General features: G+C 28.6%; 15 protein-coding genes, 1 tRNA gene, 1 other RNA gene and 1 pseudogene. 15 read left to right on the top strand and 3 right to left on the bottom strand.

Features of this window, described 5'->3' with window-relative positions; genetic code table 11:
* The first annotated feature begins 36 nt into the window (after positions 1 to 36).
* From ACYQ1U_RS05325 to ACYQ1U_RS05275, 11 genes are all read left to right on the top strand, one after another.
* Positions 37 to 2466, top strand: a complete 2430-nt coding sequence (locus tag ACYQ1U_RS05325) for a ribonucleoside-diphosphate reductase subunit alpha (RefSeq protein WP_459886403.1) — start codon at positions 37 to 39, stop codon at positions 2464 to 2466.
* Between the two features lie 9 nt (positions 2467 to 2475).
* Entirely contained in the window at positions 2476 to 3333 is an 858-nt protein-coding gene (locus tag ACYQ1U_RS05320) for a DUF4760 domain-containing protein (protein WP_459885085.1), read from the top strand.
* 145 nt (positions 3334 to 3478) lie between these two features.
* Positions 3479 to 4519: a ribonucleotide-diphosphate reductase subunit beta gene (locus tag ACYQ1U_RS05315; RefSeq protein ID WP_459885083.1), complete on the top strand. Its 1041-nt coding sequence runs from the start codon at positions 3479 to 3481 to the stop codon at positions 4517 to 4519.
* A gap of 27 nt (positions 4520 to 4546) precedes the next feature.
* Complete coding sequence (locus tag ACYQ1U_RS05310) at positions 4547 to 4963, top strand: secondary thiamine-phosphate synthase enzyme YjbQ (protein WP_459885081.1); 417 nt, start codon at positions 4547 to 4549, stop codon at positions 4961 to 4963.
* A gap of 53 nt (positions 4964 to 5016) precedes the next feature.
* Positions 5017 to 5571, top strand: a complete 555-nt coding sequence (locus ACYQ1U_RS05305; RefSeq protein ID WP_459885080.1) for a flavin reductase family protein — start codon at positions 5017 to 5019, stop codon at positions 5569 to 5571.
* 2 nt (positions 5572 to 5573) lie between these two features.
* Positions 5574 to 5798 (top strand): HTH-like domain-containing protein, encoded by a 225-nt coding sequence (locus ACYQ1U_RS05300; protein WP_459885078.1) that lies wholly within the window; start codon positions 5574 to 5576, stop codon positions 5796 to 5798.
* Positions 5795 to 6397, top strand: a complete 603-nt coding sequence (locus ACYQ1U_RS05295; protein WP_459885076.1) for a fumarylacetoacetate hydrolase family protein — start codon at positions 5795 to 5797, stop codon at positions 6395 to 6397. Before ACYQ1U_RS05300 ends, ACYQ1U_RS05295 begins: the two co-directional genes overlap by 4 nt.
* A gap of 15 nt (positions 6398 to 6412) precedes the next feature.
* Positions 6413 to 7102 (top strand): 7-carboxy-7-deazaguanine synthase QueE, encoded by a 690-nt coding sequence (locus tag ACYQ1U_RS05290; protein WP_459885074.1) that lies wholly within the window; start codon positions 6413 to 6415, stop codon positions 7100 to 7102.
* Between the two features lie 33 nt (positions 7103 to 7135).
* Positions 7136 to 7720 carry a 6-pyruvoyl trahydropterin synthase family protein gene (locus tag ACYQ1U_RS05285; RefSeq protein WP_459885072.1) on the top strand — a complete coding sequence of 195 codons (585 nt, stop codon included), beginning with the start codon at positions 7136 to 7138 and terminating at the stop codon, positions 7718 to 7720.
* Between the two features lie 259 nt (positions 7721 to 7979).
* Positions 7980 to 8357, top strand: coding sequence for a NifB/NifX family molybdenum-iron cluster-binding protein (locus ACYQ1U_RS05280; RefSeq protein WP_459885070.1), 378 nt, complete (start codon positions 7980 to 7982; stop codon positions 8355 to 8357).
* The gene (locus ACYQ1U_RS05275; RefSeq protein ID WP_459885068.1) at positions 8354 to 8719 is read left to right on the top strand and encodes a NifB/NifX family molybdenum-iron cluster-binding protein; all 366 of its coding nucleotides are present in this window, start codon (positions 8354 to 8356) and stop codon (positions 8717 to 8719) included. Before ACYQ1U_RS05280 ends, ACYQ1U_RS05275 begins: the two co-directional genes overlap by 4 nt.
* On the opposite strand, the gene ACYQ1U_RS05270 is transcribed toward ACYQ1U_RS05275, so the two are convergent.
* The gene (locus tag ACYQ1U_RS05270; RefSeq protein ID WP_459885066.1) at positions 8716 to 9966 is read right to left on the bottom strand and encodes a transglycosylase SLT domain-containing protein; all 1251 of its coding nucleotides are present in this window, start codon (positions 9964 to 9966) and stop codon (positions 8716 to 8718) included. The two genes, ACYQ1U_RS05275 and ACYQ1U_RS05270, sit on opposite strands and share 4 nt — an antisense overlap.
* A 31-nt stretch (positions 9967 to 9997) precedes the next feature.
* Positions 9998 to 10573 (bottom strand): LPP20 family lipoprotein, encoded by a 576-nt coding sequence (locus ACYQ1U_RS05265; RefSeq protein ID WP_459885064.1) that lies wholly within the window; start codon positions 10571 to 10573, stop codon positions 9998 to 10000.
* A gap of 162 nt (positions 10574 to 10735) precedes the next feature.
* Here ACYQ1U_RS05265 and ACYQ1U_RS05260 point away from each other — a divergent pair.
* The 4 genes and pseudogenes from ACYQ1U_RS05260 to ffs all read left to right on the top strand — a co-directional run bounded on the left by ACYQ1U_RS05260 (position 10736) and on the right by ffs (position 13302).
* Positions 10736 to 10826, top strand: a tRNA-Ser gene (locus ACYQ1U_RS05260).
* Between the two features lie 196 nt (positions 10827 to 11022).
* Positions 11023 to 11637, top strand: a pseudogene (locus ACYQ1U_RS05255) (MarC family protein).
* A gap of 112 nt (positions 11638 to 11749) precedes the next feature.
* Complete coding sequence (locus ACYQ1U_RS05250; protein WP_459885062.1) at positions 11750 to 13006, top strand: chloride channel protein; 1257 nt, start codon at positions 11750 to 11752, stop codon at positions 13004 to 13006.
* 198 nt (positions 13007 to 13204) lie between these two features.
* An RNA gene (gene ffs, locus ACYQ1U_RS05245) (signal recognition particle sRNA small type) lies at positions 13205 to 13302 on the top strand.
* A gap of 215 nt (positions 13303 to 13517) precedes the next feature.
* On the opposite strand, the gene ACYQ1U_RS05240 is transcribed toward ffs, so the two are convergent.
* Positions 13518 to 14957, bottom strand: a complete 1440-nt coding sequence (locus ACYQ1U_RS05240; protein ID WP_459885060.1) for a SagB/ThcOx family dehydrogenase — start codon at positions 14955 to 14957, stop codon at positions 13518 to 13520.
* Positions 14958 to 14991 lie beyond the last annotated feature (34 nt).

Raw genomic sequence — 14991 nt, 5'->3', positions numbered from 1 at the left:
GCTTACTATTTTAAAAGGAGAATAATGTATCCCGGAATTACAGTTATTAAAAGAGATGGAAGACGAGAACCTCTTGATATATCAAAAATTAGAAAATATACTATGGCAGCTTGTAAAGATTTGGAAGGTGTCGATTATAGTGAACTTGAACTTGACGCTAAACTTCAATTTCGTGACGGTATTACTACTCAAGAAATTCAGGATACTCTAATAAAAACTGCTGTTGATAAAATTGATATTGATAGGCCTAATTGGAATTTTGTAGCAGCGAGGCTTTTTTTATATGATTTATATCATAGAGTGACAGGATTTACAGGTTATAATCATTTAAGAGAATATTTTGAAAAAGGAGAAAAAGCTGGTAGAATAATGCCAGGTCTCAAGGAAAAATATGACCTTGAAGATTTAAATAGCTATATTAAGCCTGAGAGAGACTTACAATTTACATATCTTGGAATAAAAACACTTTATGACAGATATATTATTAAAGATAAAGAGAATAATCCAATTGAACTTCCTCAGCAACTATTTATGGGTGTTGCAATGTTTCTAGCTCAAAATGAAACAAATCCTGAAAGTATCCCTGAGAGCGACAGAGATAAAGTAAATTTAAATGATCCAAAATCAATTAGAGGATATTGGGCTAAAAAGTTTTATGATGTAATTTCAAAATTCGAAGTAATGGTAGCTACTCCTACATTATCTAATGCAAGGACTACAAGACATCAGTTAAGTAGTTGTTATGTTGGATCAATGAATGACAATATTGAGGGAATTTTTGATGATTACAAAGAAATGGCACTTTTATCAAAATATGGAGGAGGTATTGGTTGGGATTTTAGTAAAATAAGAGCTCTTGGAAGTTTTATAGATAATCATAAAAATGCAGCAGGAGGTGTTATTCCTTGGCTAAAAATTACAAATGATATTGCAATTGCAGTAGATCAACTTGGAACTCGTAAAGGTGCAATTGCCGTTTATATTGAACCTTGGCATATGGATATACTTGATTTTCTTGATTTAAAGAAAAATAGTGGGGAAGAAAGACGTCGTGCGCATGATCTTTTCCCTGCGCTTTGGATTCCTGATTTATTTATGAAAAGAGTTGAAAAAGATGAATTGTGGACACTGTTTGATCCGTATGAGACTAAAGATTTAACTGATTTATATGGTGAAGAATTTGAAAAGAAATATATTGAATACGAAAATAGAGATGATATAAGCAAAAGAAGAATAAAAGCTAAAGAGTTATGGAAAAAAATCTTGCTTGAATATTATGAAACAGGAAATCCTTTTCTTTGTTTTAAAGATAATGCAAACAGAAGAAATCAAAACGACCATGCCGGGATCATTAGAAGTTCTAACCTTTGTACCGAGATTTTCCAAAACACTGAGCCAAATCACTATAAAGTGAAAGTTACTTTTGAAGATAAAAGTGTTGAATATTTTGATGAAGAAGAAGATGTAAAAGTTAGTTTAGGAGATGTTGAGGTTGATATTAAAGGTAAAAAAATAACTTCTCTTCATTCAATTAATGGTAAAAAAGTATATATGGTAGAAAAAGTACCATTTAATGGTAAAACAGCTGTATGTAATCTAGCAAGTGTGAATCTAAGCCGTGTAAATACACCTGAAAAAATTGCAGAAGTTGTACCAATTGCTATTAGAATGCTTGATAATGTAATTGATTTAAATTATTATCCAGTTAAAAAAACAAAAGATACTAATCTAAGAAACAGGGCTATAGGTCTTGGTGCTATGGGTGAAGCAGAATTACTAGCAAGTAAGCAAATTTTTTGGGGAAGTGATGAACATTTAAAACTTATTGATGAGATTTTTGAAGGAATTAGCTATCATGCAATTAATGCAAGCTGTGATTTAGCAAGAGAAAAAGGAATCTATCCAGAGTTTGAAGGAAGCAGGTGGAGTAGAGGAATTTTACCAATTGATACAGCAAATGAAGAAGCAAAAAAATTAATTCAAAGAGATCTTTTTTCTGCTATGCAGTATGATTGGGAAGGCTTAAGAGAAAAAGTAAAAAAAGGTATTAGAAACGGGTACTTAATGGCAATTGCACCAACAAGTTCTATTTCAATTCTTACAGGTACAACTCAAACGATTGAGCCTGTTTATAAAAGAAAATGGTATGAAGAAAACTTAAGTGGTCTTATTCCTGTAGTTGTACCAAATTTAAGTGCAGATACATATATGTTCTATACCCCTGCATATGAGCTTGACCAAAGAGTTTTAGTTAAAGCCGCTGCAATTAGGCAAAAATGGATAGACCAAGGACAAAGTCTTAATATTTTCATAACAACTGATAAAGCAAGTGGTAGATATCTTAATGAAATATATATGCTTGGATGGAAGTTAGGGCTTAAAAGCTTTTATTATTTAAGAAGTCAATCTCCAGAAGTTAATGAAGAAGTAATGGATAGAAGTGTTGAGTGTTATGGATGTCAGTAAGGAAATAAAATGAATAAATTTATAAATGCGTTTATCTGTTTAATTATTGGTTTTATAGCCTTATTTTTTGGTTTTTTATTTATAAATAATTTATCTAATGAATTTTTAGAAAAATTAAAAGTTTTATCTTATATTTTAATTTCTTTTTCTGTTATGATTGCTATATTACAGTTTAGAGAAAATTTAAAGCAAAGCAAAAAAATATCCGATTGGAATAAAAAGCAAATTACAATTCAGCAATTGCATAATTCAAGGAAAATTTTAAATGATATAGCTAATTATTTAAATAATTTTTTAAATACAAGAAGAAAACGACCTTATTCTGTTAAAGAAATTCATTCTTTATTTGGAGTAATTGTAAATTGGGATAAACTAAAAGATGATGAAAAACAATTATTAGAGATATTTTTTAAAGGACATATTCAAAAAGAAGATGATTTCCATAATGCAGGTAGTAATGAAAAACATTTAAGATTTATTTTTTACAAAGATATAGGAGAACAAAATGAAATAAAAGCAATTTTAGAAAGAATAATTCTTACAGATAAACAACTTGAAGAACTAAAATTAGAGAGTTTATATTATCATCAAAGTTGGAAAAATTATGATGGAAAAGAATTTTATAGAAAATTACATAATTTTTTAAGTGAGTATGAATATATCGCAACAGGATTAAATAATAATATTTTTGATATAAAAATTATTGATGAATTAATGGGTTCAGGTATTATACAAGCTTATAAAACATTTAGTGAATATATAAAACATTTAAGAGAATATCATCATCCTTTTATCAACATAAAGCCAACCATTTATATACAATTTGAAAAGATATCAACGATAATAGAAGAAAGGAGAAAAAACTAAAAAGGTGGCCAATCTTTATTGATTTTTTTTATAAGTTTTTTCATAAATACTCCTTCTTAGGTAGGTTAAGCACTTTTCATTAAGCTTTGATCCTACCTTCTTGTGCTATAATATATAAAAATTTTTATTTTGTCAAGGAGCATAAATGCAAATAAAAAAACTTTATAATTACAATTGTCCTATGCATAAGGGCTCTACCACATCAATTATTAATGGTTGTACTGAGGGGATTATCAACTTAAATAAACTTAGTTACCCTTGGGCGTATAATTTGTGGGAAATGATGCTTGCAAATACTTGGTTTCCAAGAGAAGTAGATTTAACTGAAGATGCAAGACAGTATCGTCAGCTTTTACCAGCGGAAAAGAGAATGTATGATAAAGCTCTAAGTCAGCTTATTTTTATGGATAGTATTCAGACAAATAATACTCCAGACCATGTAAATCCATGGATTACAGCACCTGAAGTTAATATGTGTTTAGTCCGCCAAGCATTTGAAGAAGCACTTCACTCTCAAAGCTATGCAGTAATGGTGGATAGTATATCACTAAATACTGATGAAATTTATGAAATGTGGAGAGCTGACGAGAATCTTAGAAGAAAAAATGAATTTATAGGTAATGTATATGAAGAGTGGGGATTAAAAGCTCTTAATGGAGATGATGAAGCAAAAATTTATATGGTTGTTGCTAATCAATGTTTAGAGGGAGTATATTTTTATAATGGTTTTGCAGCATTTTATGTATTAGCTAGAGCTGGTAAAATGCTTGGAAGTGCTCAAATGATTAGATTTATTCAAAGAGATGAAGTAACTCATACACTTCTTTTTGCAAACATATTTAAAGAGATTAAAAAAGAATTTCCAGACCTTTTCACTCCTGAGGTTATTAAAAATATAAAAGAGATGCTTTATTCTGCATATGAGCTTGAAAGAGATTGGGGATTTTATATTACAAATGATGAAATTTTAGGATTATCTAAAGAATTAATTGATAGATTTACGAAATATTTAGCAAATAAAAGAGCTCAGGCTATGGGGCTTGAACTTGTATTCCAAGAAGTTGGACTTAAAAATCCTATTAGTTGGTTTGATAGTTTTAGTAGTTTTAACGACCAAAAAACAAACTTTTTTGAAGGAAATGTTGTAAACTACAGCAAAGGAAGTTTAAATCTTGATGATTTTTAATACTCTAGGCTTTTCTTGGAGGTATAAATGATTTTTAGACAAAAAGAGATTAGCGTAAAAGCTCCGAATAGGGGCTTTTTTTTAATAACAGATAAAATATTAAATAGCATAAATATAAATGATGTAAATGCGGGAATGATGAATTTATTTTTAAAGCATACTTCAGCATCTCTTACTATTAATGAAAATGCTTCACCTGATGTTAGAGTTGATATGGAAGAGATTTCAAGTCGTATAATTCCGGATGGATATCACTATAATCACAATTTAGAAGGTAGTGACGATATGCCAGCTCACTTTAAATCTTCTATGTTTGGTGTAAGTCTTAATATTCCTATAACAAATGGAAGGCTGAATTTAGGTACTTGGCAAGGAATATATTTAAATGAGCATAGAGACTATCCAACATCAAGGAAAATAGTTATAAGTGTTTGGGGAGTTTAAAAGTAGCCAAGTTCCGAGTTCTAAGTTCCAAGTAAAAAGTGTAAGGAGTTTAAATGGAAATAATTGATTTTAATAAAATTGAAAGTGTTGAGAGATATAAGTTGATGTCAGGAAATATTATTCCTCGTCCTGTTGCTTGGATTGTAACTGAAAATAATGGATTTATAAATGTTGCACCATTTAGTTATTTTACTGGAATTTCAAGTAAACCACCACTTTTAATGGTTAGTATTGGAAGAAATAAAAAAGGACTAAATGAACCAAAAGATACTTTTAAAAATATAAAAGAGACAAAAAAAGCTACTGTTTGTTTAGTTCCAATTGAACTTTTTGAAAAAATGGATAAAACAGGAGAAGTTTTGCCATTTGGAGTAAATGAGGCTGAAGAATTTGGAATAGAATTACAAAGAATTGATAAAAATTATCCACCAATTATTAAAGGATGTAAAAGAGCGTTTTTGACTAATTTGTATGGTACTTTTGAAAATGATGAAATGGCTACGATTCCTTTCTTTTTGAAAATTGAAAAAATGTATATTGATGGAGAGTTTGAACCCGTTGCAAGAGTTGGAAAAGAGTATGCAAAGCTTTGTGAAATTGAGAATTGAGAATGGAGAATTTAGAACAAGAACTTAGAAATATGTATGAAAATTCAAAAAAAGGTTATAAAATAGAAAGTATAATTTTATTTGGTATAAAAAATTCAAGTATTTTAAAAAATTTGGAAAATGTTGATTTAATTAAAATTGCAGAAAACGCTACAGGAAAATTATCATATGCTACTGAAATAAGAAAAGGAATAAAATTATATGATTTATTGGAGAACGAAAAATGAAAACAATTAACTTCAAAAATCAAAAAATAATCCCTTGTAAAATAGTGTGTGTCGGTAGGAATTATGTAGAACATATAAAAGAGCTAAACAATGAAGTACCAAAAGAGCCGGTTTATTTCATAAAACCAAACAGTACTATAAGTGAAGAAATTATATATCAAGATGGAATGCATTATGAAGGAGAGATTTCATTTTTAATTAAAGATAAGAAAATTATAGCAGTAGGTTTTGGATTTGATATGACTTTAAGAGAAATTCAAAGTGAACTTAAAAAAAAGGGTCTTCCATGGGAGAGATGTAAAGCCTTTAAAAACTCTGCAATTTTTAGTGATTTTGTAGAAATTAATAATACTTCTGGACTAGAAGTTGAAGTAATTAAAAACGGTGAAGTAGTACAAAGAGGAGGAATTGATATTATGATTTATAAACCTGAGTTTTTAATTGAGGATATTGATAGAATTTTTGGGCTGTTAGATTATGATATTATAATGAGTGGAACTCCTAAAGGTGTAGGAGTTGTAAAAAAGGGCGACGAATTTGAAGGTAGAATTTTAAAAAATAGTGAAGTTTTGGTTAGTAAAAAGTGGATAGTTAATTGATAGGAGAGTAGAGAATTGAGGATTCCAATTAGTGAAATTTTTTATTCCATTCAAGGTGAAGGTAAATATGCAGGTCATCCAAGCGTTTTTGTTAGAGTTGGAGGGTGTAATTTAAGATGTCCAGGATTTGGTGAAATAGGGTGTGATAGTTATTACGCAGTAGATAGAGCTTATCAGAAAGAATGGAAAAGTTTAAGTATAGAAGAGATTAAAAAAGAAATCTCAAAATATCTAAAATTTAATCCTCATTTAGTAATTACAGGTGGTGAGCCTATGCTTTATTATGATAAGCTTTATCCTTTAGTTGAGTGGTTTGATAATTTAATTACTATTGAGACTAATGCTACTATTGGGATTGATTTTGAAAAATATCCAAAATACAAAGATGTTGTATTTGCAATGAGTGTAAAATTGTCAAATAGTGGTGAAGAGTATAATAAAAGAGTAAAAAAGGATATTATAAAAAGTTATGCTCAAAATGCACAAAAAAGCTTTTTCAAGTTTGTAATTGATATGGACTTAAAAAATGAAATAGTAGATATTACGGAGAAAATTCGTTTGCCAATATACTGTATGCCTCTTGGTGCTAGTAAAGAAGAACTTGAAAAAAATGCTCAGTTTGTTTTTGAGTTTTGTTTAAAAAATGGATATTGTTATAGTGATAGAATACATATTAGGCTTTTTGGAAAGAAAAAAGGGGTTTGAATATGAAAATAAATTTTAGAGTGGAGAGTTAAAGTGATAATCAGAAAATTATTTAAATTTGAAAATGCTCATATTGTAAGAAATTGTACAAGTAGACGTTGTAGTCATTCAATACATGGACATAGCTATAAAGTTGAAGTAAAACTTTCTTCAAATTATTTAGATAAGGGTCAAATGATATATGATTTTGGACTTATGAAAGTAAATATTAAAGACCTTATTGATAGCTTTGACCATGCTATCACTTTATGGAGAGATGATAATCCTGAGTATATAGAGTGGGCTAAGAAATTTAGTGAAAGGTGGATTGTTTTACCTGTAAGTCCTAGTGCTGAGCAATTTAGCAGAGTTTTCTTTTTAATGATTGATAAAGTATTAGAGCTTATGGAGTTTAGAAATGAAGAGAGAGAAGTTAAACTTTATTCAATCATAGTACATGAAACAGATACAGGATATGCAGAATGTTTTAGAGAAGACGCTTATAATTTTGATGGTATGGGTGAAATTAATTTATTTGATATAGTTTTTAGTGATAGAATTAAACAGGAATGGAGAGATAAAAATTTATGGGATAAAATATTAAAGGGAGAAAAATTAATACCTCCAAATGAAATTTAATACTAATAAGGTTATAGGCGTTTTAGAGGTTTTAGAGGTTTCAACCTTTATAACTTTTATAACATTTACTAACCTTTACAACAAAAAGTTTGTTTTTAAATGGAAATTTAATATAAAAGAGACTTATGATCTTTCTTGAGAGTAGGAGAGGTTAGAGACTATTTATTAAAACATATTTATATTGACATATGTCCAAAAAATGTGATATATTTATCAAGTACAAATAATTTTATTGTACTATCAAAATAAAGGATTTAAAATGAGTTTTAAAGTAGCCGTACCCGTGGAGGGAGAAAATTTAGTAGTAGTTGCAAGGACTGGAAGAGCTCCTTTTTTTGCAATATTTGAATGTAGCGAAGAGAGTTGCAAATTTTTAGAATTACGTGAAAATGGACATGCAAAAGAACACGAACATGGACATCATAAGGAAGCTCATACAGAAGAAGAGATTAATCATCATCATTCACATGTAAAAGCAGCAAAACTAGGTGAATGTAAATATATTATATGTAGAGCCCTTGGACCTAATATGAAAGATGCTATTCTTAGAGAAGGAATTACACCAATAATGGTTAGTAAAAAAGATGGCAAAAATGCATTAGAAGTGCTTAAAAAAATAAAGGATAAGCTATTATGAGAGTAGTAATACCTACATCAACTCCTGATGGACTTTTGGCAAAAAGAGGAGCCCATTTTGGAAAAGCTCCTTTTTATGTAATTGTAGATATTGAAAACAAAGAAGTTAAAGAGGTAGATTTTGTCCAAAATCCAGGACATACAGGTGGTGCATGTGGCATGGCAGTTGCTAATATTCAAAATCTTGGGGCTGAGTGTTTAATAGTTTCAGGTATTGGTGCAAGACCTCTTATGGGATTTAAAGAGGCTGGGATTAAAGTTTTTTTTGATAATGTTTCACCAACAGTTGGCGAAGTGATTGAAAAGTTTATAAGAGGAGAAATAGAAGAGATTAAACCTGAAAATGCTTGTGGCGTTCATTAAATTTTATTTTTTGATATAACTTGTTGATATATAATAATACGATTTGAAACTTTTTTTAAATAATTTTTTGCTTCATCATATCTTAGGTTTTTTATAAGATGAGTATAAACTTGTGAAGGAGATAATTTATTTATTATTTTAGAAGCTTTTATTATATTATAATCTCCTTCTTTTCTACTGCATATTGTTTTTCTATTTAAGTCTTTTTTATGAGAATTAAATGCACACGCTACATTTCCAACTCCTGTATTATAAGCAGCGATAGTACAGTAAAGTCTACTTATTGGATTTTTTATATTTTTCATATAGTGGTAATATATTTTGTTTAAATAAGCACTACCAATAAGAATATTATTGTGATAATTGTATAAATAGCTTGGAGATAATATTTTTGTTTTTCCTGTTAGCATTTTGTATGCATCTGCTCCACCTGTTTGTGGAACAATTTGCATTAATCCAAATGCTGGTACGTAACTTCTTGCCATTGGGTTAAAACTACTTTCAGTGTGAATTATTGCATAAATTAAAGAAGGTGTTAGCCTAAATTGATTTGATCGTTTATATACATCAGGTTTATAATATCTAGCTTTTTTTAGGTATGAGTTTGGAGGTAGTTTTATTGTTATTGAATATATTTGATTATTTGGTAATTTTGATGGTTTAATGTCTATTTTTTCTTTTTTTATCTGAGTGATAGAATATTTTATTGCTTTTTTATGTGTTGGAGGAGCGTTGAAAATTAAATCACTTACAATTGGTTCGTTTGAGGTATTTGAATTTTTAATAAAAGGATATATTTTAGGGTTTGATAATAACTTTTTATTTACTTTTGATAAGACAGGATTTTTTTCAAAAGCCGTTTTAGTATTTTCTGTGATTAAAGAGTATAAAGCTTTTGCAATTTTTTTCTTTGCCTCTTTTTTATTATTTGAGATTACTTCTATTTTAATGTAATTTTTTTGATAATCAACTTTTTTTTTGATTTTTTTATCTTTTGAGTATTCTATAAAAACTTTTTTAGAGCTTAGTTCAGGGTTATCCCAGTATTTATTGAGTTCTTTTTTATAATTTTTAAATTCTTTATTTAATTCATTTTGATATTCTTTAAAAGCATTATATAATTGTTTTTTGTAATTTATATACTTTTGTTGTTGACTTGATTTAAAGTGTTGATATTCATTTAAAAGATTTGTAGGAGTTTGCGCAAATAGCATAGAAACAAAAAAGATAAATATATATTTTTTCATTTTATACCTTTAAAGGTTAAAAAAAAGGAGATTAGTTCCCCTCAAATTCTTTATCTATCTCTTTATCTAATTCTTTATCCGCTTTTTGTGCTAAGAATTTTTGCCAAAGAGCTTTTTCGTTTTTTAAAGATGTTTTAATGTTAGTTTTGATTGAATCTTTAGGCATTCCGACTAATACAAATAATGTACCTTTAGGCGATTTCCAAATAGATACGATTTTGCTGTTTCTAAGAGTTTGGTTTGCTACTTGTTTTGATACATTTTCTACTGCTTTTTCTGCAGTTTGGTCTTTTCCTACTCCTGTAGTGGCTTCAAATTTTTTGAACATATTTTTTACTTTTATTGATATTTGCTGAGCTAAGGCATTTCTTGCATTTGCAACTGCTTCTTCTTTTTGGAAATTAAGTCCAAGAGGACTTTTTTCTGCACTTGCTACTGCATAAAGGTATCCATCATTTTTATCAGATGCTTCATTACATACCCACTCAGGCGCTTTTACTCCATCAAAAGTACATTGTGGAGTTTTTGGTTGAGGTTGTTTAGAACCACATCCACTAAGACCAATTAGTCCTGCTAAGATAGCAGTTGAAAGTATTAATTTTTTCATTGTAAACCTTTTTTTATAGTATTTTATCATAATTATTTTTACTTATTGACTCTTTTTTGAAACTTTTTTATGAATTATATTTGAAACTATTAAATATTTTTTAGTATTTTTATCTTTTTGACTTGAATTTTAAAATAAATTTGTTATAATTTCAATCCACATGGAGAGGTGGGTGAGTGGCTGAAACCGGCGCCCTGCTAAGGCGTTGTACCCACTTCGGGTACCGCGGGTTCGAATCCCGCCCTCTCCGCCATTAACCAACATATCTTCAAATTTAGACTACTTTTTAAATATAAATTTAAATAGTGTCAGTTGTTATTTTTTGATGTAAATGATATGAAACTATAAAATGAATTGTATTTTCAGTTAGTTTTATTGATTACTAATATTTTTTGTCTTCTCAAATATTTTATAAACTTTTCTTGATATAATCATAAAAAAGGGATCAAATGAAAGAGCTTTTGTTTGATACAGTCTCATTAGTAACTATCTTAAATCCAATAGCAGCGACTGCAATTATGCTTTCTCTTGTAAAATATTCAGATATACCTGAAGTATCAAAAAAAACATCTCTAACAGTTCTTATAGCAAGTGTAGTTACAATGTTTACAGGAGGAGTTATTTTACAAATTTTTGGAATAAATATTCCAGCAATAAAGGCAATAGGTGGGGTTGTACTTTTAATTATTGCACTTAATATGATTCAAGGTAAATAAGTGGCTCCTACAAATGCTACAAAAGAAGAGCATGCAGCTGCTGAGAGTAAGGATAGTGTTGCAATTATTCCTTTGGCTATTCCTGTAGTTTTTGGACCAGGAGCTATTACGACTATTATAGTTTTAAGTGAAAAGGCTCATACATATGTTCAAAAAGCAGTTCTTTTAATTTCAATATTTTTATCATCTTCAATAATATATATTATTTTAAGAAATGCTACATTTGTTTCAAAGTTTTTAGGAGTGAATGGAATAAAAATTGTAAGTAGACTTATGGGACTTATAATCGGAGCTATAGCGTTTTTATTTTTAGTAGGAGGAATTAAATCTCTTTGGATGACCTTATAAAATATATGCAATTTCTTTGCAATTGTTTCGCTTTATTTAGTCAGTGCCTACAAATATAATGTATAGCAGTTTTTTATAACTTTTTGTATAATTTTCTCAAAAAAGAGATAGTATGTTTGCAAGACTTATATTAGCTGCTATTTTAACAGGGATTATTGCAGGTATTTTTATTGTTATTTATGGTCTTTTAACTAAGTTTCTTTCTTTTTTATTATATTTAGGAGATCCTTATGAAACCATACCAGGTTTACCTGTTTGGTATATATATTTGGTACCTATGGTTTCTATTTTTATAGTTAATTATTTGATAAATAGAGATAAAGCAGTAAAAGAGTATGGAGTTAGGGAAATTGCGGAAGCGATTGAACAAAATAAGTTGGTTTTTGGAATAAAAGATTTATTTGTGAAAATATTTGCCTCATCTCTTTCAATTGCAAGTGGCTTTGCTATTGGAAATGAAGGTCCTTCAGCAGCTATTGGAGCAATGATAGCAAATAAAATTCACGAATTCTTAAAACTTCCAAGACATTTATTAAAAATATCACTCAGTATTGGAGCTAGTAGCGGAATTGCCGCTATATTTGTATCTCCTGTAACGGGCATTGTTTTTGCTATTGAAAATTTAGCGTATGAATTTGTTAGAGATTTTGCGGGTTATCTTATATTAGCTAGTGTAATTGCTTTTAGTATAGCTTGGCATTTTTTAGAACCATTAATTTTTAGTTATTCTACTGGAAAATTTATAGAATATCGATATATTATTACTACTATTTTATTTATTCCTGTTATTACATTTTTTGTATTTTTTTATCTCTCTTTAAAAGATAAAGTATTAGAATTTTTAAACTTAAAAGTAATTGAAAGGTTTTTACCATATAGAAACTTTATCTTTGCTGTTATCGGAGGGGGAGTTATTGGTACTATTTTGTTGATTAGTCCATATGCAGCATTTAGTGGACATGAAGTTGTAAAAATTTTAATAAATGATTCAACCCATTTTCCTTTGTGGATGATATTTGTAATTATTGTTTTAAGAATAATAGCTACTAGTATATCAATTTATGCAAATGCAGTTGGAGGAATTTTTATTGCTTTAATGAGTATAGGAGCTTTAGTTGGATATGGGTTTGGTGAAGTTATGAATTTGTATTTTCCATTTAAAATAGAACCGTTTTATTTTGCAGCAATCGGAGCTGCTGTTTTTATGGGAGTTAATATGAAATTGCCTCTCACTGCTGTTGTGTTAGCACTTGAGATGACGTATGATTATAATGTAATTATACCTACTGGAATTAGTGTAGTACTTGTAATGTATCTTGCAAGTTTAAAATTTAATTTACATAAGCTTCATCTAAGGTCAATTTTTTAGGCTTTAAATGAAATATAGATTTAGGTGTTTTCTGGAGTTAATGACATCAACTCTAATGTATGGTTTTGGTATAAGGAAATGATTTATAAGGTATCTAATCAAGCTAGGCTAGAATACTTTTTCTTTAGCAATATTTATATAATCTACATTTTTATCAAAAAATAGTAATTTTTATAAAATATATGATATAATTACATTGCCCCAGCCCTGTGCAAGGGTGGTAGAAGGCAACGCTTCAGGCCCGGAAGGGAGCAGAGCACCTTCTATCATCCTGTGCCGCAGGTTTCTGGGGTCTTTTATAAATATATTAATTTATTTCTATTGATAATTTTCTACACCTGTCTTCTTTTATGTCGATAAAAGCTTAAAAAAAGTTTGTAACAATAAAATAACAAATATTTTTTAAGATAATAAAATTATTTGTTATAATCCTCTTAAAAAGGGGGATTAAATGGATATTATGGACCTTTTAAAAGAGTATATCGAATATTTAATCGAAATTAATAAAAAATTAAATGAGTAATTTTCCTTCATTTGCTTTTATAGGAATTATTCTTTCATCAATGAGAGGGTCTCCTATACTAAATCCATAAAGGGTAAAAATATCTGAGTTGTTTAATATTTCAATGCTTATTAAATCATCAAAAAAACATCCAATACCACAGCCTCTTATATTTTTAGCTTCAGCCTCAAGATATAATATCTGACCAATTACACCTGCCTCAAACATTGCAAGTTTATAATGGTAATCTTTTTTTATTTCATTTTTATTAATAACCATTGATAAACAAAATGAGCTATCTTTTCCTAAGTCTTGTGTACAGTTTATAAATTTTGCAGCTTCGCTAAAATCTCCTTTTTCAAGTAATTTTAATTTATTTTTGTTTCTGTCAAAATAGTATATTCCACTCTCAAGTCCATCAACTCTATTTACAAAAATAACAAAATCTATCTTATTTAGAGTTACTTTAACATCAAATGGAGGCAATTTTCTTGTAAGGGTTTTATCTAAAATATCAAAGAAATCCTCTTTTTTAATAAAAGTATGCTTAAAGCCAAGAGCACTTCTTCTATTTTTTATAATTTCTTGAGCACTGAAAATAGAAGGTTTGAAATTTGTCTTTAAATTAAGAAGTTTAGTTTCAAAAACTTCTTCTCTTTTTAGAAGTTTTGCAGTATCAAAAACTATATCCCATCTTATTGAGTCTTTAGTTAAAGGAAAGTAATCTAAATTAAATTTCAAATTTTTAAACTTTTTAATATCAATATTTGGTTTTTTATCGGTATAAATATAAAAAGCTGCTTCAAAAACTTCTTCTTCATTTTTATGAAATTTAGCTTTATTTAGACCAATTAGTTTTTGCAGGTCACTTTCTGGGATGTCATTTATATATTCCATATTCCAGCCAAGAAGATTAGCACTAAACCTTGCTGAAGCTATAGCATGACCTGTATCTAATAAACAATACCTGAGTGCTCTTTCTCCATATTTCCAAGATTCTCTAAGAGGAATTGAAGTTAATACAAAAATCATTCCATCTTCTACTAACATTTCTTTGCTTGTGGCAATTTCTTCTAAACTAAATTCTTTTACATTAAAATGAAAAACTTTATTTTTCCATATAATATAACTTTCTTCTGGATGCAAGTTTCCACTAGATGGGTTAATTCTTACTGCCCATCTTGAAGTATAATATTCTTTTATAGCACTTAAAGCTAAAGAGTACTCAAAAAATTGAGAAATAGTATCTATATTAAATTCACTAGTAGGGTTTTTTAAATAAAGTTTTTCATAAGGAAGAGTTGATTTAGTTGTTTTAAGTTTTATTTTTGGGGAGTTATAATAAGATTTATATGGGCTAGGCTGATTTTCCCAATCTAAGAAACCAGCTGACTTTGCAAGTTTGTTAGGATTATGTTTTGTTTGGATGTGATATTGAGTTGCTTTCATTTTTCCTCTTTTTTATATATTATAACAAAAATTG

The organism is Caminibacter profundus, from assembly GCF_054657155.1.
The sequence above is the reverse complement of the archived record's forward strand: the minus strand, read 5'-3'. Positions and strand labels throughout refer to the sequence as shown.